The sequence below is a fragment of the Streptococcus sp. 2022WUSS083 genome (assembly GCF_044427155.1).
Lineage (GTDB): Bacteria > Bacillota > Bacilli > Lactobacillales > Streptococcaceae > Streptococcus > Streptococcus hashimotonensis.
In genome coordinates this window covers 70,526-89,765 of sequence record NZ_JAOTGK010000004.1, presented here as the reverse complement: position 1 = coordinate 89,765, position 19,240 = coordinate 70,526, and the positions used below count along the sequence as shown (strand labels likewise).

The 19,240-nt window shown below is 41.0% G+C and carries 19 protein-coding genes and 1 pseudogene; 15 read left to right on the top strand and 5 right to left on the bottom strand.

Features of this window, described 5'->3' with window-relative positions:
• The first annotated feature begins 38 nt into the window (after nucleotides 1-38).
• Entirely contained in the window at nucleotides 39-305 is a 267-nt protein-coding gene (locus ODU41_RS06305; RefSeq protein WP_012775169.1) for a DUF2087 domain-containing protein, read from the top strand.
• A gap of 20 nt (nucleotides 306-325) precedes the next feature.
• Here the strand turns inward: ODU41_RS06305 and ODU41_RS06300 are convergent, their stop codons facing one another.
• A complete protein-coding gene (locus tag ODU41_RS06300) occupies nucleotides 326-628 on the bottom strand; it encodes a hypothetical protein (protein ID WP_002938072.1) in 303 nt (100 codons plus the stop codon).
• A gap of 192 nt (nucleotides 629-820) precedes the next feature.
• On the opposite strand from ODU41_RS06300, the gene ODU41_RS06295 reads away from it, so the two are divergent.
• Both ODU41_RS06295 and ODU41_RS06290 read left to right on the top strand, forming a co-directional pair.
• The gene (locus ODU41_RS06295; RefSeq protein ID WP_012027116.1) at nucleotides 821-1,564 is read left to right on the top strand and encodes a polyphosphate polymerase domain-containing protein; all 744 of its coding nucleotides are present in this window, start codon (nucleotides 821-823) and stop codon (nucleotides 1,562-1,564) included.
• Nucleotides 1,551-2,218: pseudogene (locus ODU41_RS06290) on the top strand (DUF4956 domain-containing protein). The gene ODU41_RS06295 and the pseudogene ODU41_RS06290 overlap by 14 nt, the downstream one beginning before the upstream one ends.
• Before the next feature lie 48 nt (nucleotides 2,219-2,266).
• Here the strand turns inward: ODU41_RS06290 and ODU41_RS06285 are convergent.
• Nucleotides 2,267-2,749, bottom strand: a complete 483-nt coding sequence (locus tag ODU41_RS06285; RefSeq protein WP_024381385.1) for an 8-oxo-dGTP diphosphatase — start codon at nucleotides 2,747-2,749, stop codon at nucleotides 2,267-2,269.
• A 166-nt stretch (nucleotides 2,750-2,915) separates the two neighbouring features.
• On the opposite strand from ODU41_RS06285, the gene folE reads away from it, so the two are divergent.
• Genes folE through ODU41_RS06260 form a run of 5 tightly spaced genes read left to right on the top strand, consistent with a single transcriptional unit; the run spans nucleotide 2,916 to nucleotide 6,501 of the window.
• The gene (gene folE / locus ODU41_RS06280; protein ID WP_002938082.1) at nucleotides 2,916-3,479 is read left to right on the top strand and encodes a GTP cyclohydrolase I FolE; all 564 of its coding nucleotides are present in this window, start codon (nucleotides 2,916-2,918) and stop codon (nucleotides 3,477-3,479) included.
• A gap of 8 nt (nucleotides 3,480-3,487) precedes the next feature.
• Nucleotides 3,488-4,300 (top strand): dihydropteroate synthase, encoded by an 813-nt coding sequence (folP, locus tag ODU41_RS06275; RefSeq protein ID WP_258784485.1) that lies wholly within the window; start codon nucleotides 3,488-3,490, stop codon nucleotides 4,298-4,300.
• Nucleotides 4,293-4,655, top strand: coding sequence for a dihydroneopterin aldolase (gene folB / locus ODU41_RS06270; protein WP_012027113.1), 363 nt, complete (start codon nucleotides 4,293-4,295; stop codon nucleotides 4,653-4,655). Before folP ends, folB begins: the two co-directional genes overlap by 8 nt.
• Entirely contained in the window at nucleotides 4,652-5,140 is a 489-nt protein-coding gene (gene folK, locus ODU41_RS06265) for a 2-amino-4-hydroxy-6-hydroxymethyldihydropteridine diphosphokinase (RefSeq protein ID WP_398578778.1), read from the top strand. Before folB ends, folK begins: the two co-directional genes overlap by 4 nt.
• 50 nt (nucleotides 5,141-5,190) lie before the next feature.
• Nucleotides 5,191-6,501 (top strand): GntP family permease, encoded by a 1,311-nt coding sequence (locus ODU41_RS06260; protein WP_105133825.1) that lies wholly within the window; start codon nucleotides 5,191-5,193, stop codon nucleotides 6,499-6,501.
• 70 nt (nucleotides 6,502-6,571) lie between these two features.
• On the opposite strand, the gene ODU41_RS06255 is transcribed toward ODU41_RS06260, so the two are convergent.
• A complete protein-coding gene (locus ODU41_RS06255) occupies nucleotides 6,572-7,720 on the bottom strand; it encodes a cobalamin-independent methionine synthase II family protein (protein ID WP_105133826.1) in 1,149 nt (382 codons plus the stop codon).
• A 197-nt stretch (nucleotides 7,721-7,917) separates the two neighbouring features.
• Here ODU41_RS06255 and ODU41_RS06250 point away from each other — a divergent pair, with 197 nt between their 5' ends.
• Complete coding sequence (locus ODU41_RS06250; protein ID WP_398578777.1) at nucleotides 7,918-9,084, top strand: MFS transporter; 1,167 nt, start codon at nucleotides 7,918-7,920, stop codon at nucleotides 9,082-9,084.
• Nucleotides 9,085-9,573: 489 nt separating this feature from the next.
• Here the strand turns inward: ODU41_RS06250 and ODU41_RS06245 are convergent, their stop codons facing one another.
• The gene (locus ODU41_RS06245; protein WP_002941416.1) at nucleotides 9,574-9,744 is read right to left on the bottom strand and encodes a DUF3042 family protein; all 171 of its coding nucleotides are present in this window, start codon (nucleotides 9,742-9,744) and stop codon (nucleotides 9,574-9,576) included.
• A 68-nt stretch (nucleotides 9,745-9,812) separates the two neighbouring features.
• Here ODU41_RS06245 and miaA point away from each other — a divergent pair, with 68 nt between their 5' ends.
• From miaA to ODU41_RS06220, 5 genes are read left to right on the top strand one after another with little or no spacing between them, the layout of a single operon-like run.
• Nucleotides 9,813-10,697, top strand: coding sequence for a tRNA (adenosine(37)-N6)-dimethylallyltransferase MiaA (miaA, locus tag ODU41_RS06240; protein WP_398578776.1), 885 nt, complete (start codon nucleotides 9,813-9,815; stop codon nucleotides 10,695-10,697).
• Nucleotides 10,690-11,940, top strand: a complete 1,251-nt coding sequence (gene hflX, locus ODU41_RS06235; RefSeq protein ID WP_398578775.1) for a GTPase HflX — start codon at nucleotides 10,690-10,692, stop codon at nucleotides 11,938-11,940. Before miaA ends, hflX begins: the two co-directional genes overlap by 8 nt.
• The gene (locus ODU41_RS06230; RefSeq protein WP_398578774.1) at nucleotides 11,924-12,559 is read left to right on the top strand and encodes a cystathionine beta-lyase; all 636 of its coding nucleotides are present in this window, start codon (nucleotides 11,924-11,926) and stop codon (nucleotides 12,557-12,559) included. The genes hflX and ODU41_RS06230 overlap by 17 nt, the downstream gene beginning before the upstream one ends.
• A gap of 3 nt (nucleotides 12,560-12,562) precedes the next feature.
• Complete coding sequence (rnz, locus tag ODU41_RS06225; protein ID WP_398578773.1) at nucleotides 12,563-13,492, top strand: ribonuclease Z; 930 nt, start codon at nucleotides 12,563-12,565, stop codon at nucleotides 13,490-13,492.
• The gene (locus tag ODU41_RS06220) at nucleotides 13,489-14,244 is read left to right on the top strand and encodes an SDR family NAD(P)-dependent oxidoreductase (RefSeq protein ID WP_398578772.1); all 756 of its coding nucleotides are present in this window, start codon (nucleotides 13,489-13,491) and stop codon (nucleotides 14,242-14,244) included. Before rnz ends, ODU41_RS06220 begins: the two co-directional genes overlap by 4 nt.
• A 43-nt stretch (nucleotides 14,245-14,287) precedes the next feature.
• On the opposite strand, the gene ODU41_RS06215 is transcribed toward ODU41_RS06220, so the two are convergent.
• Nucleotides 14,288-17,473, bottom strand: coding sequence for a M14 family zinc carboxypeptidase (locus ODU41_RS06215; protein WP_398578771.1), 3,186 nt, complete (start codon nucleotides 17,471-17,473; stop codon nucleotides 14,288-14,290).
• 216 nt (nucleotides 17,474-17,689) lie between these two features.
• Between ODU41_RS06215 and cls the strand changes: the two genes are divergently transcribed.
• Nucleotides 17,690-19,237: a cardiolipin synthase gene (gene cls, locus ODU41_RS06210; RefSeq protein WP_398578769.1), complete on the top strand. Its 1,548-nt coding sequence runs from the start codon at nucleotides 17,690-17,692 to the stop codon at nucleotides 19,235-19,237.
• Nucleotides 19,238-19,240 lie beyond the last annotated feature (3 nt).

Here is a 19,240-nt window from a genome sequence, read left to right as displayed (position 1 = left end):
AATCCTAGTCAGCGGGCTAGGATTTTTTGGAGGGAAGTATGAACACTCAAGATATTCAAGAAAAATTTTTTCGAGAAGGCAAGCTTATCGTTATTCCTAAAAAATTAAAAAGTAAGCAGGTCTTGTTTGCTTATTTACAAGAAGAGTTAGCTAAGAAAGGCTCAACATTCACCGAAAAAGAGGTTAATGCCTTTCTAGCTGAAGTCTATGATGATTATGCTATATTGAGACGCTACCTGGTGGACTACGGCTACTTGTCGCGCGACCAATATGGTTTGGAATACAGAATAGAAGAAAAGAGATGATTGCGGTCATCTCTTTTGTCTTACAAAATAAAGGGTTCAATCTTCAACTCTATCTGGTTGCCATACTTGGCTAGTAAATCGTCTGCCAGGGGATGATAGAGTTCTCGTAGTTGTTCAATCTTGTCAGGAAATTGTTTGCCGATGTAGTCAAACTTGCACTCGATGGTTAAGAAAAGTTGGTGGAAGAGTTCGTTAATCTCATTCAAGCGGGCAATCATTTCTTCGTCTTCTTTGAGAAAATCAGGGATTTCTGAGCGATTGTTGACAAAACCGTCGATGAGTTTTACGGGGAAAGAGCCGTATTCTAGGACAAATTCGTACATGGGTTTCTCCTTGCCTTACTATTGATAGGACTATTGTAGCATAGATTAGAATGTGACAAAAGAATTTCAACTTTATTGCAGTTTAAGTTTTGTTTAATTTTATTTTCAGTTTCATTTAAAGCTAGGTCGGTAAACTATATCTTGTAAACAAGACAGGGACCTGTCAAAATTTAGGATAGAAGAGGCACAATAATGAAAACAAGAATCGTACAAAAGCAGTTTAAGCGTAAAGAGACTAAATATATCGTTGATAAAAAAACTTTTGAACTTTTAGAAAAGGAACTTCGTCAGTACATGATGGCAGATGAGTTTGCGACATCAACGATTACCAATATCTACTTTGATAATGAAGATTTTGATATGATTCAAGATTCACTTGCCAAAAAGAATGGACGTGAGAAAATTCGGATGCGTGTCTATGATGCGACACCATCTGAATCGAGTCAAGCTTTTCTTGAAATCAAGAAAAAAGAAAATAAAATTGGCTATAAATACCGTTTAACTTCAAACCCTGTTTCTGTAGCAAATTATATCGAAAATGGAGTGATTGATTCCACAATCAAGGATGATAAGGTAACCTCAGAACTCGAAATGTTGAGAGAACGCTACGGTACTATTAAGCCGAAGATGTATATCTACTACGATCGCGTATCCTATAAAGGAATCGAAGACAAAAAAGTTCGTCTCACAATCGATAAGAACTTACTTTATCGAGACTACGATGTGGATGCAATGGAAGGTAAATTTGGTAAGAACCTATTAGACCCAACCAAAGTAATCATGGAAGTAAAAGTTCCAGAAGAACGACCAGACTGGTTGGTAGCCCTGCTCGAAAAATACCAAATCGAAAAGCAATCATTTTCAAAATATGGCAATGCCTATAAGCTTGCCCACAACATCACTGGAGAGGAAGTAAGCAAACATGCAGCTGTTTAATAGTATCTTTTCAACGGCCAATAGCAATATTACCTTAGCGCAAATGTCCATGGTTTTTGGAGTTAGTCTATCCATGGGGGTACTCTTAGCGGCTGTTTATAAATATAAATCTAATTATACAAAGGAATTTGTCATCACACTAAGTCTGATGCCGGCATTGATTGCTGTTATTATTGCATTAGTTAATGGTAACTTGGGAGCGGGTGTTGCAGTAGCAGGGACTTTCAGTCTAATTAAATTCCGCTCAGCAGCAGGTTCTTCAAAGGAAATGCTTGCAGTCCTCTTAGCGATGGCAATCGGTCTAGCGACAGGGATGGGCTTCCTAGGTTTGGCTGTCTCATCCTATCTGCTTGTATCTTGATTTTTGAAAATATCAGCTTTGCCCAAGTCAATCAAAATCGTCGTCATCTCTTGGTGATAGTGCCAATGAATTTTGACTACGATCAATTTTTTGAAAATCAATTTGGTAAATCTTGCAAGCAGTCTGATTTATTATCCCTTAAATACAAAAAGAAAAAAGAAGCACTTGTTTTAGAATATCAAGTCCTTCTTGATAAGAAAATTACAGATAAACGTTTGGTAGATACAGTATTGTCAGCCGGTCCCTTGGATGTCGTATTAAACAAGCAAATGCCGAAGAAGAAGTATTTGTAATATCAAAGAAGCCCTGGATTTCCAAGGCTTTTTTCGTTTTTTATTAGCTTATTCTTCATAAAAATCAACACTGTAATCAAGCAGTTTGTCCCCATCATAGCGGAAGCAAGCGGAAAAAAATGGTTTGTCCTCTAATAGCCATTCTTGAAAATGCCGGTCGCCCTCCCAAGTTGGTTTGGACAAGACTTGGTCATAGGGAACCCACTCTAAGTCACCTTCATTGCAGTCAATAAGACTTCCTTCAAAACCAGTTATCTTAAAGACATAGGTGTACCAGTCTGTGTTTGGAGTAAAGTCTGGGAAGGTTATCACTCCTTTTAGAGCATGCTTTGTTACAGTAAGCCCAGTTTCCTCAAAGACTTCACGAATAGCGCAAGCCTGTGGTGTTTCGCCAGGTTCCAGCTTGCCACCGACCCCAATCCATTTTCCTTGATGGACATCGTTTTCTTTCTTGTTTCGATGAAGGAGAAGAAATTCCTTGCCATTATCAATGTAGCAAATCGTAGCGAGTTGGACGGGTTTCTTGGTCATAGAGGCTCCTTGTAGTTGATTTATCCTATTATACCACAAAGGTGGGAGTAGGGACACCTGCTTGGTGCTCTGGTAGGGGACAGTTTTGGGATTAGCATACTGAAAGCCCTTTTCTGAAAACAGTTTTTGAGGTATAATAAGAACATCAAACTATTTAGGATGCACTATGTCAAAACAAGAACAAATCGAACAAACAATTTATCAATTATTAGAATTATTGGGTGAGGACCCGAATCGTGAAGGTTTATTAGATACGCCTAAACGGGTCGCTAAGATGTATTTAGAAATGTTTAACGGCCTAGAAGAGGATCCCAAAGACCAATTTACAGCTGTCTTTTCAGAAGGTCATGAAGAGGTTGTTTTGGTCAAGGATATTCCTTTTCATTCTATGTGTGAACACCATTTGGTACCCTTTTATGGCATTGCCCATGTAGCCTATATTCCGAGTAAGGGGCGTGTGACAGGTCTTAGCAAATTGGCGCGTGCAGTGGAGGTAGCAAGTCGTCGCCCTCAATTGCAGGAGCGTTTAACTCATCAAGTTGCTCATGCCCTTCAAGATGCCCTTGAACCAGAAGGCGTTTTTGTCATGGTCGAAGCAGAGCATATGTGTATGAGTATGCGTGGTATTCGCAAGCCAGGTAGTAAGACAGTGACCACAGTTGCCCTTGGCAAATATAAGGAAGATGCTATTTTGCGCCGTGAACTCTTGTCCATGATTCACAATAAATAGGAGGTTCTATGTCAATCGAACAGTTAGCGAATCAAGTAACCATTATGGGGATTCTCAATGTGACGCCAGATTCATTTTCAGATGGTGGTCACTATAATGAGGTGGAGTCTGCCTTGGTACAAGTAGAAAAGTTGTTGGCTGAGGGTGCTACCGTCATTGATGTTGGTGGTGAGTCCACTCGGCTAGGTGCAACATTTGTGTCTGAAGAAGACGAGATTGCTCGCGTGGTTCCGATTATCCGCGCTATCAAAGAAAACTATGACTGTCTGGTCAGCGTCGATACCTATAAAACAGGAACTGCACGTGCAGCCTTGGAAGCAGGTGCAGATATTTTAAACGATGTCTGGGCAGGACTTTATGATGGAGATATGTTGGCCCTGGCTGAGGAGTATAAGGTACCAATTATTCTCATGCACAACCAGAAAGACGAAAGCTATGCGGATGTTGTTGGAGAGGTCAAAAACTTTCTAGCTGAGCGTGCCCAAGCAGCACTTGATGCTGGTGTTTCCGCAGACCAGATTTGGTTAGACCCAGGATTTGGCTTTTCAAAGAATGTCCAACATAATCTGGATCTCTTACAAGGTCTGGAACAGATTACTGCTCTTGGTTATCCCGTTCTATTTGGAATATCTCGTAAGCGTGTGGTGGATTATCTGCTTGGGGGAAATAGTTTACCAACTGACCGCGATCAAGCAACGGCAGCCTTGTCTGCCTGGGCAGTCCAAAAAGGCTGTAAAATGGTCCGTGTCCACAATGTCGCTGCCAACCGTGATATCGTTAAGGTTTGGGACCAATTGACTTCTGGAGGTCAACATGGATAAGATTTCTCTCAATAAATGCCGTTTTTACGGCTACCATGGTGCCTTCAAAGAAGAACAAGTTCTTGGTCAAATTTTCACAGTTGACTGTGATTTGTTTGTTGACCTGACAGCAGCTTCACAAACTGACAATTTAGAAGACACAGTTCACTATGGTATGGTCTTTGAAACCATTAAAGCAGTTGTGGAAGGCAAGCCCTACATCCTTATAGAAAAGGTAGCAGGTGTTATTTGTCAGGAGATTTTTGATCAATTTCCAAAGGTGGAGAAGATTCGCTTGGCCATTTACAAGGAAAATCCGCCCATTGCTGGACACTATGATTCTGTCGGAATTGAATTGGAGCGTGAACGACCATGAAGCATCTAGCCTATCTCAGTATCGGAGGGAATATGGGCAATCGGCAAGCTTATTTACAGGCAGCCCTAGACAAATTAGCCAGTCATCTAGGTTGCCAGCTTGGCTTAGTTTCCAACATTTATGAAACACCAGCTTGGGGCAAAACAGATCAGGCTGATTTCCTCAATCTGGCCTGTCAGGTTGAAACAGATTTGTCTGCCCAGGAATTTTTAACATTCTGCCAAGAGATTGAGCAGGACCTTGACCGCGTACGGATTGAAAAATGGGGCCAACGCACCATTGATTTGGATATTATTTTTTGGGACGAAGAGAAGATTCAAGAAGAGAATCTGATTGTTCCCCATCCCTACGCCCATGAAAGAGCATTTGTTCTCAAACCTCTTGCTGAGATTGCTTCTGATTACTGTCACCCAATTTTGAAAAAAGTGGTATCGGACTTGCTTGCAGAACTAGGGGAACAAAAAGATATAAAAATTTTCAAATAGTTGCCTCTGATACTAGGTTTATTAGAGGATAGATTAGGTAAAGGAGTTTTATGACAATTTTAGCAACTTTAGGAGTTTTATTGGCTATTGTAGCCATTATTTATTGGACATCAAAAAATTTACATGTTATCATTGCTGCACCACTAGCTAGTTTAATCATCATTCTGACCAATCAGATGAATGTTTTGGAAGTTATGTTGGGCAAAGAGCAGTCTTATATGGCGGGCTTAGCAGGTTTTTTGATTAATAATTTTGCCATCTTTATGTTGGGGTCTATCTTGGCACGTTATATGGAGGCAAGTGGAGCCACGCAGACGATCGCCAATAGTATTTTGAAAGTAATGGAAAAAGATAGTCCCTATAAGGGCTTGTTAGCCATAACTTTGATTGCTTCCATTCTGACCTATGGTGGTGTGAGTATTTTTGTAGTTATTTTTACCTTGCTTCCCCTTTCACGCCCCCTTTTTAAAGAGTTGAATATCAACTGGGCACTTTTTCCGATTCCTGTCTTTTTGGGAGCAGGTACCTATACGATGACAACTCTTCCTGGGGCACCTTCCATCCAGAATGTTATTCCTACAAAAGTTTTGGGAACTAGCTTGACCGCGGCACCCATTATCAGTTTGGCAGCCAGCTTGACGCTATTAGTATTTGGCTTGCTCTACATGGCCTACTGCCTCAAGAAAAGTCTAGCAAATGGAGAGACGTATACAGAAGAAGAGGATGAAACTGCAGTAGTGGTAGCTGATAAGACACCAAATCTATTTTTATCAGTCTTGCCTCTATTCAGTCTTATTGGGACGATTTTCCTAATGAGTAAAACTCCGAATGTCCTGGCAATCGGATTGTTGGTCTCTATTCTTCTATCAGCCTTGATTTTTTATCCATATCTGCCAAATCAAAAAGAAATTTTGAATGCTGCGACAACAGCATCTATAGTGCCTGCTTTTGCAACTTCTAGTACAGTAGCATTTGGGACGGTGTTAACCTTGTCAGCAGGTTTTGCAGTCATTCAAGAATGGATTCAACAAATACCAGGATCGCCGCTGATTAGTTTATCTGTTTCGACAGCATTGGTTAGTGGTATTATCGGTTCCTCTTCTGGTGCAGTAGGTATTGCTTCAAGTAATTTCCTTCCTGCCTATTTAGAAATGGGGATTAATCCAGAGTTGCTGCATCGTGTAGTAGTTGTTGCATCAGCTATCTTGACAGTTGTGCCTCAGTCTGGCGTGATGATTACCTTCCACAATCTTTCGAAATTAAGTATGAAACGTGGACTCAAGTATTCGTTTATCCTAGTAACAGTTGGGCATTTGTTAGCCTTACTTGTGATTTTACTGTTGGCGCCTTTGCTATATTAGGATTGATTAACAAACAAATAAAAGCCCTGCCAAATGGCGGGGCTTTTATGCACGAATAACAAGAAGTGGCTTAAGACCAAAACTTCTCTGCAATTTCTTGGCCTTGTTTAATTTTTGCCCACTGTTGCGGGATGGCTAATTCATTACCTGAATCACATGAAGCGAATCCACATTGATGTGACAAGTAGAGACGCTCTTTTGGAATAATCTTGCTTGCTTCCTCGAGTAATTTGTACACACGTTCTTCATCATCCAAATCAGAAGTTTTACTTGAAAGTAGACCAAGAACGACTTCGACATTCTTATCACGCAAGCTTTCCAAAGCTTTTAAATCACCTGCACGTTCATCATCCCACTCAAGGAAGAATCGATCGTATTTTTGGTCACGCAGGAATTTTTCAGCAATGGCTTCGTAAGTTCCGCCAGCTGCTGAGCGGCTTTCATAGTTACCACGGCAGTTGTGCGTCCAGACGGTTAAGCCAATTTCATGTCCGTAATCAATAACAGCATTATTGATAGCAACAAACTCGTCAGCCAAAGCAGCCAATGCTTCAGAATCGTCTTGTGGCAAGAAAGGTACAGGGTTAGCAGGGTCGAATAATTCCCAAAGGCAGTCATCGAATTGAACGATTTGTCCACCAGCTTCCTTGTACTGGTCTAAAAATTCTCTATAGGCAGCCAATAAACCTTCTTTCAAATCCTCACGTGTTTTATAAACTTGGTCTGGACCGACTTGACCATTGAAGAGAACAAGCTCGGTAAAGGCATGGGCAGGTCCCCATACAGTTAACTTTGTATCAGTTTCACCAGCTAGTTCTTTAACTTTTTTATAAATGTCAATGAAATGGTGATTTTTTGCTGAAAGAGGACCTGTGATACGTAATCCAATATCCTTACGTGTTTCAAAAATTTGTCCATCATGGTCTTTAAAAGGATAACCATGCTCAGCAATGTAACGATCGATACCATCGAAGCCCCAGACAAAGTCAAGATGCCACATTGATTTTGAAAACTCACCGTCTGTTACAATATCAATACCATTTGCTTTTTGTTCAGCTACAATCGCCTCGATAGTTGCAGCTTCAGTTTCTTGATAGCCATCAAAGGCGTCGTAGAATGGGTATTGGATATTGTCACGATGCTCAATTTTACGTTTAAATTCTCCTAAGTTTGCTGGTCGAAGAAGTGAACCGACTAATTGGAATCTTGAAGTTGTCATATATGTATCTCTCTTTCGTTTTAGTGATGAACCTATTCTAACTCAGAAGCTATCATTTGAAAAATAGTTATTTTCATGGCAAATCCATAGTTAAAAACTATAACTAGAAAAAAAGACGGAAATAACTTTCTATCATTTGTCAACTATGGTATAATCGAAAGTGCTGAAATCCGAACATTAGGAGACTTAGGAGAAAAATGAAAAAACAATCACCCTTTATAATTGCAGGAATCGTCATGCTAGGGGTCGTGATGCGTGCCCCCTTTACAGCTTTACCTGCTATTTTGACAGATGTTGCAGCAGGACTGGGAGTAGAAGTGAGTTCATTAGGAATTTTAACCTCTATTCCGCTCATCATGTTTGCCCTCTGTTCATCCTTAGCACCGCGTCTTGCGGCTAAGTTTGGCATGGAAAAACTAATGGCCCTGGTCTTACTGGTCATGGTGCTTGGTTCAGGGATGCGAGTTCTCAACTTACCAGCCCTTTACATTGGTACTATGCTTGTTGGTGCTACAATAGCGTTTATTAATGTTTTGCTACCAAGTTTGGTTGCGGCTAATTTTCCAAAGAAAATTGGTCTGTATACGACGATTTATATCACTCTCATGGGGGTGGCGGCAACAGTTGCATCCATGATTGCTGTTCCAATTGTATCCTCTAGTTCTTGGGAATTTTTTATTCTGTTAATTACAGGATTGGTGCTTCTGGCTTTCCTAATCTGGTTGCCTAATGTAAAAAATAACCATCGATTTGCAAGTGAGAACCAAGGAAAACAGAAATCATCTATCTGGAAAAATAAAGCAGCGATTACCTTTTTGATATTTGGTGGGCTACAATCAGTCCTCTACTATACAGAGATTACCTGGTTGCCAACCATTTCTCAATCAGTTGGCTTTAGTAAGGCAGAAGCAGGTCTAATGGCTGGTTTCTTTAATATGACAGCTATTCCCATGTCTATGATTATCCCAGCTGTTCTTTCCCGTCAGACAAAAGAAATGCGTCGAAATATCATGCTGGCTATTTCCTCTGTTACCTTGCTTGGCTTGGCTATGATGGCATTGATTCCGACCAATCTCATTCTTTGGTCAGCACTTCACATTATTTTAAGTTTTTCAAATGCAGCCCTATTTCCTTATATGATGTTGAGTTTTTCCATGAAAACAAGTTCCAGTCAGGCAACGGCTCAACTTTCGGGGATGGTGCAAACTGGTGGATATCTAATCGCAGCTGTTGGTCCAGGTTTATTAGGTTACAGCTACCCCTTATTTAATAGCTGGCTCCCTCTGATTATTGCTCTAGCTCTCGTTACAATAGTTATGATGTGGACAATCGTACTGATTGAAAAAGAAGATATTATTTTATAGTTGATTAGGTTGGTCTAGGCCAGCCTTTTTATACTATATGCTTACTATATGTGACAAGTAGGCTGGGAAATTTTATGATTCCGAAATGGGATTCAGAGAATGCAATAATCACTTTAAAAATGTAAAATGCATCAAAATTGTTAAATGACATATTTAAAAAAATAAAAAAACTGAAATGCATTGAAATGACATATATAAAAATTTAATTATACTCAAATGCATTGAATTGACTTATTAAAAAAGTAAAAATACTGAAGTGCTTTGAATTGACATGATTTAAAAGTTAAAAATACTCAAATGCATTGAATTGACATATTTAAAAATCTTTTCCCTATCACAACAATGTATTCACGTGTTCTAAACATTTATTTTTAAGTTTTTGGAAATAAAAATGTTCATAAAAAAACCTATCTCACATAGGAGATAGGATTTTATACTTATGGACAATGAACTTAAATTCAGCTTATTGTCCTGAGCAATTGTAAAAAATTAGTGTGCAACACGACGGCGCGCAGCTTTTTTACGATTTTCTTCAATGAAGGCTTCTTTCTTTTCTTCTGGTTCAATGATTGTTTTGTGAACGGTGAAGACTGCACCTGCTGCAAGAGCAACTGTAGAAAGAACACCTGTTAAGAAACCTTTACCAAAACCTTTAGCCATAGTTATTTCTCCTTTAGTTGTGTTATAATAGATTTTAGCGAAAAAACAAAATATTTTCAAGGAAAAAGATGAAAACTAAAGTTATTGTGGTCATTGGACCAACTGCGGTAGGAAAAACTGCTTTAGGAATTGAATTGGCCCAGCGCTACAAGGGAGAAATTATCAGCGGTGATAGCCAACAAGTCTATCGCAAACTGGATATTGGTACGGCAAAGGCTAGCCCAGAAGAGCAGGCTGCTGCGGTGCATCACTTGATTGATGTCCGAGATGTGACCGAGGGTTATTCGGCTTATGAATTTGTAGCAGAAGCCAAGGCTTTAATTGCAGACATTACTAGTCGTGGCAAGTTGCCTATTATCGTGGGTGGAACAGGCCTATATATCCAGAGTCTACTGGAAGGCTATCATCTGGGCGGGCTGGTTGACCAGGAGCAAGTTCTTGCTTATCGGGCGGAACTGGACCTTTTGTCGGATGAGGCTTTGGTGGCAATGGCAGAGCAGGCAGGTTTGATGGTCGAGGGAAACAGCCGACGGAGAATCATTCGTGGGTTAGAGTTGAAAAAATTTGGCAAAAACTTAGAAAATACAGAGTCAGAATATGAGCCTCTTTACATCTGCCTGACGGATGACAGACAGGTTCTTTACGACCGCATCAATCAGCGAGTGGATAAGATGATGGCGGCGGGCTTACTAGATGAAGTTAGCTGGCTCTACCAAGAACACCCAGATGCCCAAGCTGCTATGGGAATTGGCTATAAGGAGTTTTTCCCCTACTTAGCAGGTCAAATCAGCCTAGAAGATGCAATTGATAAAGTCAAGCAAAATAGCCGCCGCTTTGCAAAACGCCAATTGACTTGGTTCAGAAATCGGATGCAGGTTCCCTTCTATTCAGTAGGCGATCCAGATTACAAGTCGCAGATTTTCACCGCCGTGGAGGAATTTTTACATGATTGAAACCCAGAAAGAACAAGAACGTGCCCTCCTAGTTGGAGTGGAATTACAGCAGATAGATAATTTTGACATGTCCATGGAGGAGTTGGCAAGCCTTGCTAAGACGGCTGGCGCTCTGGTCAAGGGAGTCTACACTCAAAAACGAGAAAAATACGACAGCAAGACCTTTGTCGGCTCAGGGAAACTAGAAGAAATTGCCCAGATGGTCGAAGCTGACGAGATTGATACCGTCATTGTCAATAACCGACTGACACCCCGTCAGAATGTCAATCTGGAAGAGATTTTAGGTGTCAAAGTCATTGACCGTATGCAGTTGATTTTGGATATTTTTGCCATGCGGGCACGAAGCCACGAGGGCAAGTTACAGGTCCACCTAGCCCAGCTCAAGTACATGTTGCCACGCTTGGTTGGACAAGGTATTATGCTTAGCCGTCAGGCAGGTGGTATCGGTTCTCGTGGACCAGGTGAAAGCCAGTTGGAGCTCAATCGACGGAGTATCCGCAATCAGATTCACGACATTGAACGTCAACTCAAGACAGTTGAGAAAAACCGAGCGACTGTCCGTGAACGCCGCCTACAATCAGGTGTCTTCAAGATTGGTTTGATTGGCTATACCAATGCTGGTAAGTCCACGATTATGAATGCCATGACCGACAAGCAACAGTATGAGGCAGATGAACTCTTTGCCACACTGGATGCCACGACCAAGCAGATTAACTTGGCTGACAAGTTCAACGTGACCTTGACCGATACGGTGGGTTTCATTCAGGACCTGCCGACTGAGTTGATTTCAGCCTTCAAGTCAACCTTGGAGGAGTCCATGAATGTGGACCTCTTGCTCCATGTCATCGACGCCTCTGACCCAAATCACAGTGAGCAGGAGCAGGTGGTCTTGGATATTTTGAAAGACCTGGATATGCTGGACATTCCACGTCTAGCTCTCTACAACAAGTTGGACAAGACCGATGACAGCTTTACTCCTAGTCAGTTTCCTCATGTCATGCTGTCCGCTAAGGATGAAAATGCCAAAGGCCATATTCAAATGATGGTCTTGGCCAAGATTAAGACCATGTTTGAACGATTTGAGGTCAGGGTGCCACTTGCTGAATCTTATAAATTGCATGATTTGGCAACTCTTGCCCTGATAGAAAATCGAACCTATGAAGAGGATGTAGAAGTGGTATCAGGCTATATCGCTTCCAGCAATAAATGGAAGTTGGAAGAATTTTATGACAGATTATCTTGATTTGGCAATCAAATACGGTGGCTTTACTAGTCTGGACAAGGTTTATCTGGCTAAGAAATTAGCCGATTTGACCGACCAACAAAAACTAGACTTTATCACGCCACCACCTTCGGTTATCAATGCTTATTTTGCGGAAATCTACCAGAAACAAGGAGCAGAAGAGGCGACGAACTACTATCTCACTCTATCTCAGCAGCTGAGCCTTTTTCCAAAAGAACCCAGCTTTGCTGAGGACAAGCCCTTTGTCCGCCTGAATTTATCTGGTAAGTCCTTCGGATTTGCCTATGTGTCGGCGGACGGTCTGGCCCAGGTTTTTTCGGAAGGTGTAGAGGAAGTGACAGGAAGTTTGCTCTTTGAAATCGCCCAAGTCTTTCCCCACTATGTCATCTTTGTGGAGGAGGGCAAGATTTTCATGAAAGCCAATCCCTTTGAGGACGCCGAGTTAGAGGAAGTTGAGACAGACTACCTTTTGACTCAAGTGGAGACAGGAGAAGGCTTGGTCAAGATTTCAGGCTTTAATCAGGAAGAAGTGCTGGAAGTAGCGGAAGGTTTTTCTGGTCAGTCATTTTTTGCCTGGTCGGGTCGCTCAGCGATAATATTTATAGAAAATAGAAAGTAAACAATGCAAATTCAATTTTTAGGTACGGGGGCTGGACAGCCCTCCAAGGCTCGAAATGTATCCAGTTTGGCCTTGAAACTCTTGGATGAAATCAATCAAGTTTGGCTTTTTGATTGTGGCGAAGGAACTCAAAATCAAATTTTGGAAACGACTATTCGTCCACGAAAGGTCGCAAAAATCTTTATCACTCACCTGCACGGAGACCATATTTTTGGTCTACCTGGTTTTTTGTCTAGCCGTTCTTTCCAGTCAAGTGAGGAGCAGACTGATATTGATATTTACGGTCCTGTTGGCATTCGTTCCTTTGTCTTAGCAAGTTTGAAAGTATCTGGGACACGCCTACCTTATCGCATTCATTTTCATGAATTTGATGTTGATACGGTCGGTCAGGTCCTAGAAACCGACAAATTCACGGTATTCGCTGAAAAACTGGACCATACCATTCCTTGTGTCGGCTATCGTGTCATCCAGAAAGATTTGGAAGGGACCTTGGATGCAGAGGCTCTGCGCGCGGCGGGTGTACCATTTGGTCCCCTCTTTGGGCAAATAAAAAATGGTCAAAATGTAATGCTAGAAGATGGGACTGAAATTATCGCGAGTGATTATCTTTCTCCACCTCGGCCTGGTAAGGTAGTGACCATTCTTGGTGATACGCGCAAGTGCTATGCAAGTGTCCGTTTAGCTGTCAATGCTGATGTGCTGGTGCATGAGGCGACTTACGGAAAAGGCGATGAGAAGATTGCTCGCAAGCATGGGCATTCGACCAATATGGAAGCCGCACAGGTTGCTAAGGATGCTGGTGTCAAACAGCTGCTTCTCAATCACATTAGTCCTCGCTTTTTGGCCAAGGATGTCAGTCAGCTGCGCAAGGATGCTAGAACCGTCTTCGAAAATGTCCACATTGTTAAGGATTTAGAGGAAATCGAAGTATGAGAACCATTCTGATAACAGGTGCTTCTGGAGGTTTGGTGCAGGAGATGGTACCTTTGCTCAAAGATGATTTCTTGATTTTATTAGGGCGAGATGTGGAGAAAATCGAGCAACTCTATGCCTTTCATGAAAAAAAGGCTGTCTTTGATGTAGACATCCGAAATGAAATAGCTCTGACGGCATTTTTCGATGAACTGGATAGTCAGTTTGGTCAGATTGATATTCTAGTCAATAATGCTGGCTATGCCATATATGATGATTTTGAGAATTTTTCCAGCCAGCAGGTGCAAGCTATGTTTGACATCAATACTTTTGCTCTGATGACCATGTGCCGTTTAGTAGGTAAACGAATGAAGGCAAGACGGAGCGGGCAGATTATCAATATCATTTCCATGTCAGGCTTGATTGCTTCAAGCAAGTCGTCAGTTTATTCGGCGACCAAGTTTGCAGCTATGGGATTTTCCAATACCATTCGCTTGGAATTAGCCCAGTATGGTGTGACAGTTACTACGGTCAATCCAGGTCCAATCGCAACCAGCTTTTTCGATCAGGCAGATCCTGACGGAAGCTATCAAGAGAGCGTCAAGGCTTTCTTGCTGCAACCAGACTATGTTGCCAAGAAGATTGTGGCGGCTATGGGCAAGAAGAAGCGGGATATCAACCTTCCTTGGTCACTAGCAGCTGCTCATAAACTCTATACTCTCTTTCCAAGAATAGCAGACTACTTGGCCAGTACAGTATTTAATTTAAAATAAGCATAGAAAAACGCCGAAATAAAACTCGGCGTTTTCGTGTAGACTAGCTACGCTCTTTTCTACGTAAGGCGATACTGCCTAGAAGTAGGCTACCTAATGCGATAGCGATATAGTTTGTTTTTTCACCTGTTTGAGGTAGTTGTTTTGCATCGGTAGACTTGGTGGCATGTACTACTGTAGCAGTTTTTGGCGCCTCATCCAGAATATTTTTTTGCATTTCAGGTTGTGGTACAAGAATTTCTACAGCTGGTAAGTCTTCTAAGGTTGCTAATTGGCTACCAAATAGGGCGTTGGACACCCAACGGAAGAAGTGAACAGGGTGGACCTTGTTTGTTGGATTACCTGCATAGATAAAGACAGGTTGGTCTTGATAATTTCCAGCGATGGCGACAATTTTATTGGCTAATTTGTCATGACCAGGCCACCAACCTGCGATATAATAATCTTTGTCAGCAATTTTAACAAGCGTTTTAAATCCTTCAGGAATGCCTTCAATCCAATTACCGGAGTTGGAATAGAAAAGTCCATTCATGGCGTAGCCACTTGTTAATGGATCTTTATCATCAATAATAGCCCGCATGAGACCTTCATAGTCACCACCATCTGTAAATTGTTCCGCATTGAAACCTGCTAAGATTCCTAATTCCTCCAGTTTTTGCATGGCGATACCACCTACGATGATAATTGGTTTCTTACCAAATACACTGGCATCGAATTGGTCTGATTCGAGAATGATAGCATCAGCCTCATCTGCGCTATTGACAATTTCAAAGCCCATTCGTTCTACCGCAAGTGCAGCATTTGCAAGAATGGCAAAGTCGCCTGCCCAACTATAAGAGTGAGAAGGAGCATACACCTTCATTGCTTTCAATTCTTGTCCAATAGGCTTCTTATAGAGAGGCTCGCCGTATAGAGCATAGGTGTCCAGTAAGTGACTAAATTGGTTAGTTTCCATGATGTAGCCATCGTCTGTAAGGTAGACCTTAGCGCCTGATTTGATGGCTTGATTAATGGCCTGAACGGCGCTTTCAGAGGTGTTTGCGACGACATAATAAGGCGCTTTGAAATCAATTTCCATAGTACGTGGAGCTTTTGTCCATGTGATGCTACCTAATTTGCCGCTAAAGGCGTTTTCTTCAAATACAGCCTTGGCGCTAAAGCCTTTCATATCTGGGAAGTTGACCACTAATTCAGCATACATGGCTCCCCAAGCAGATTCATCAGAACCAGCGTAGAGGACATGGTTAGCGAATCCTCGTTTGGCTTGAGCCATATCGACAACTAGGTCGCCCTTGCGGAAGTTTCCAACATCTTCAGTTAATTCCTTGACAACAACCCCATTACGATTGAAATATTCAATCATCTTAAATGCTTCTTGCATATCGTTGTGTTTATCGAGCGTCATAGGAATCACATAGTAGTCTGGGAAGAATTTTGGCTGGTCTTTTTTGACACGTCCGACAACAGCTCCGTCTGGTCCGACTAGTTCAGACTCTGCTTTTGGATCTTCTACCTTATTGACACCGCGTGAATAGTATTTGAGACGCATTTCCATAAGACTGTCTGGCTTGGTTGCCATATTGTGAATGCCACCAAGAACTGCAAAAAATCCAGCCTTGAATGATTCTTGATTTCCTTCTGGAATTTCAATTGTGTGTCCAAGAATACCGTGGTACATTGCATACACCGCTGTATAGCCTGAGAAGGAATCGTCCCAACCATCTCCCCAGTGGACTTTAGGGATGGTGTAGCGTTCATATTTAGAATTTGCAATACCTGCTCGGCCCATTTCATGAGCTTTTTCCAGCATAATATCGGCTAGTAAATCATATTCAAAGTTCGGGTCATGTGGCGGAGTGGCAGGCTCGATGAGAAATCCAGATACAAAACCGTGAATATCTAAAACAGATATTGGATTCCATTTGTGGATTTGACGGACGATGGCTTGTGTTTCTGGATTCACTTGGAAACCAGTATCACGGTTAGGGTCCAAACCATTTACTAGTGAACGCAAGTTTTTAACATCGCCATCAGGATTTTCTGTGAAATTGAACAAGAAGATAAATTTATCTAACAAATCTGTCACTTTTAAATGAAGAGTAACAGGATTTCCATCGGCATCTGTAGATGGGAAGGTGATGGTATCTTTTTGTGCAAATTCTTTGAATAGGCTAGTTACCACATCTATGCCGGGTTGTTCATCAGCATGAGTGTTGTTGATGAGAATAGGTAATTTATAGTCGAAGGTTCCAGCTTGCAACTGTTTCAGCATCTGGTCGGGTTGGGTCAGCATGAGTGGTGTTGTCTCAGTAAGATATTTATCAATACTTGCTTGATCTTTAGCCACAACAGCCATTTTAATGTCTCTACCTTCAGCTGATTGACCAATTGACTCAATCCTTACTAGGCGGTCGGTCGCAGCATTATTTTTAGTTTCCTCAATCTCTGTCAACATTTCCTCATGTGTACGGTAGGCTTCATAAGGACGGAAATGAAGAGTTTTTGAAATTATCAAGTTTCCATCGGCACTAGTACCTTCCAACAGCATATCTTTTATAAAATGTCGATAGGTACGGCGAATATTACTCGGTGTCCGTTTACTCAAATCTTCTCCAAAGAGAGCTGCGAGCTGGATATTCAAATGAAGTTGGTTATCCTGTCTGCTTTCTTCTACTGTGATAAATGTATCGCCTGTGAAATCTCCCTCTTTCAAATTCCAGGTTTTCCATTCGGAAATAGGTTTTCCATCTAATGTCCATTCTATTTTTTCAGTCGTATCTGGAAGTGTGGCGGATTCTGTGATAGTGACTGCTTCCGATAGATAGACAGTTTTTGTTTCGAGTGTAACTGTATCAATAGTCGGTACGGCAGATTTTTCTTCTGTAGTATCCTGATTATCATTATTAGCTGTTCTGAGCATAGTTTCCTCGGCATTGGGCTCGGAAGATGTTGTATCTTCTTCTGTGGAAACAGCTGCAGGAGAAGTATCTGCTATTTCTTCAGTTTGTTTTTCTGCCTCCTTCCCTTCTACAAGATTATCTGTAGCTCCGCTTGTGCTAGTTTCCATGATAGGAGTCTCTTCAGGCAGTGGAGTCACTGTTTCACTAGTAGTAGGTGGTATCTCCTCTGTATTTGCGAAGACCGTTCCCTGAGCGAGAGATGCAGCTAAAAGAACTGTTGAGGCAAGTAGGACTTGATTCAACAGCCTTTTCTTATATGAAAGTTTCATACGAACTTCCTCCTTTTTGATAATGTGTACGGGGTAATAAATTAAAACGGGTTATTTCATGCCTATCTTATCAAAAAATATATGTCTTTACAATATAAATTGAATATGTTTATATATTTAAAATATTCAGAAATATCGAATTATAGAGACTATTTATTTTGAGTAGGATAATGAACTAAAATCTGTTATAATGGTAAAAAAATAAGGGAGAGATGTATGGAAAAACTTTGGAAAATTATATATAGTCGGACATTTATTGTCATTAGTTTGATTATTCTAACCATTTTCCTTATTCTTTGGTTGGTAGGTTCGGCAGCTACCTATATGCCTGCTTTATTGATTGTTTTGCAAATTTTTTCGATTTTTGTGGCTATTTCAATCATCAATAGACCGATGAATACCAGTTTTAAGTTAACCTGGATTATTTTTGTCATTGGTATTCCGATTTTTGGTGCTCTATTCTATTTTATTTTGCAGTCCAACATTGAAACCAAACGTTATCGTAAAAATTTTCATAAGCAAGCACAAAGACTTCGGGAGTATAGTAAGACGTCTGAAAAGGTCATGAAGGCATTGGAGCAGGAAGATAAGGAGCAATTGAAATTAGCTCACTTCATGAGTGAGTACGTTGGCTACCCAATTCATACCAATACGGATGCCGTCTATTTTTCAACAGGTCAGGAAAAATTTGAAGCTCTACTAGAAGAATTGAAAAAGGCAGAGCAGTATATTTTCATGGAGTACTTTATTGTCGATATGGGATATATGTGGGATTCTATCCTTGACATTTTGAAGGAAAAGGCAGCGCAAGGGGTGGAAGTTCGTTTTATGTATGATGGGATGAATTCACTGACCAATCTTCCCTATAATTACTATAAAACCTTGAGAAAATATGGGATAAAAGCCAAAGTATTTTCTCAAATTATCCCAGCCTTATCTACAGTGCAAAATAACCGTGACCATAGAAAAATTGCGATTATTGATGGAAAGGTTGCCTTTACTGGTGGCATTAATATCGCAGATGAATACATCAACAAGAAAGTGCGTTTTGGTTACTGGAAAGACGCAGCGATTATGATTAGGGGAGAAGCTGTTGCAAACTTTACGTTGATGTTCCTTCAAATGTGGAATTACAATGAAAAGACAGAGACAGATGATCTACAATACCTCAAAACGCATAAAGATTTAGAGACGGAAACCATTGATGCTGAAGGTTTCTTCCTTCCGTATGGCGAGAATCCATTTGATGGAGATGAGGTAGCCAAACGAGTCTGCCTAGACATGATTCAGTCGGCAACGGATTATATTTATATCATGACACCCTACTTAGTGTTGGATGATGAAATGGTTGATAATTTGACTTATGCTGCGAAGCGTGGAGTCGAGGTTCGCATTCTGCTCCCGCACATCTATGATAAAAAATCAGCCTATTTGGCTGCTCGTACTGATTTTCCGACTTACTTGGAAGCAGGAATTGAAATCTTTGAATTCCAGCCTGGATTTGTCCATTCCAAAGTTGTTTTGGTCGATGATAAGAAAGCTACTGTTGGTACGGTGAATATGGATTTTCGCTCTTTTTATCTTAATTTTGAATGTGGCCTCTATATTTACAATCACTCGGCAGTTTTGGCAGCTATTAAGGATGACTTTGCTCATTCCTTCAAAAAATCACAGCAAATTAACCTTCTAACCTTCCATAAAACGTACTCTTGGTATAAGCGTTTGGGAGGAGCCCTACTGCGAATTATTTCACCTTTATTATAAATT

Excerpts from the sequence above, each read along its gene's own strand:
- ODU41_RS06305 (WP_012775169.1), top strand. The coding sequence starts at position 39 with ATGAACACTCAAGATATTCAAGAAAAATTTTTTCGAGAAGGCAAGCTT.
- ODU41_RS06300 (WP_002938072.1), bottom strand. The coding sequence starts at position 628 with ATGTACGAATTTGTCCTAGAATACGGCTCTTTCCCCGTAAAACTCATC.
- ODU41_RS06295 (WP_012027116.1), top strand. The coding sequence starts at position 821 with ATGAAAACAAGAATCGTACAAAAGCAGTTTAAGCGTAAAGAGACTAAA.
- ODU41_RS06285 (WP_024381385.1), bottom strand. The coding sequence starts at position 2,749 with ATGACCAAGAAACCCGTCCAACTCGCTACGATTTGCTACATTGATAAT.
- folE (WP_002938082.1), top strand. The coding sequence starts at position 2,916 with ATGTCAAAACAAGAACAAATCGAACAAACAATTTATCAATTATTAGAA.
- folP (WP_258784485.1), top strand. The coding sequence starts at position 3,488 with ATGTCAATCGAACAGTTAGCGAATCAAGTAACCATTATGGGGATTCTC.
- folB (WP_012027113.1), top strand. The coding sequence starts at position 4,293 with ATGGATAAGATTTCTCTCAATAAATGCCGTTTTTACGGCTACCATGGT.
- folK (WP_398578778.1), top strand. The coding sequence starts at position 4,652 with ATGAAGCATCTAGCCTATCTCAGTATCGGAGGGAATATGGGCAATCGG.
- ODU41_RS06260 (WP_105133825.1), top strand. The coding sequence starts at position 5,191 with ATGACAATTTTAGCAACTTTAGGAGTTTTATTGGCTATTGTAGCCATT.
- ODU41_RS06255 (WP_105133826.1), bottom strand. The coding sequence starts at position 7,720 with ATGACAACTTCAAGATTCCAATTAGTCGGTTCACTTCTTCGACCAGCA.
- ODU41_RS06250 (WP_398578777.1), top strand. The coding sequence starts at position 7,918 with ATGAAAAAACAATCACCCTTTATAATTGCAGGAATCGTCATGCTAGGG.
- ODU41_RS06245 (WP_002941416.1), bottom strand. The coding sequence starts at position 9,744 with ATGGCTAAAGGTTTTGGTAAAGGTTTCTTAACAGGTGTTCTTTCTACA.
- miaA (WP_398578776.1), top strand. The coding sequence starts at position 9,813 with ATGAAAACTAAAGTTATTGTGGTCATTGGACCAACTGCGGTAGGAAAA.
- hflX (WP_398578775.1), top strand. The coding sequence starts at position 10,690 with ATGATTGAAACCCAGAAAGAACAAGAACGTGCCCTCCTAGTTGGAGTG.
- ODU41_RS06230 (WP_398578774.1), top strand. The coding sequence starts at position 11,924 with ATGACAGATTATCTTGATTTGGCAATCAAATACGGTGGCTTTACTAGT.
- rnz (WP_398578773.1), top strand. The coding sequence starts at position 12,563 with ATGCAAATTCAATTTTTAGGTACGGGGGCTGGACAGCCCTCCAAGGCT.
- ODU41_RS06220 (WP_398578772.1), top strand. The coding sequence starts at position 13,489 with ATGAGAACCATTCTGATAACAGGTGCTTCTGGAGGTTTGGTGCAGGAG.
- ODU41_RS06215 (WP_398578771.1), bottom strand. The coding sequence starts at position 17,473 with ATGAAACTTTCATATAAGAAAAGGCTGTTGAATCAAGTCCTACTTGCC.
- cls (WP_398578769.1), top strand. The coding sequence starts at position 17,690 with ATGGAAAAACTTTGGAAAATTATATATAGTCGGACATTTATTGTCATT.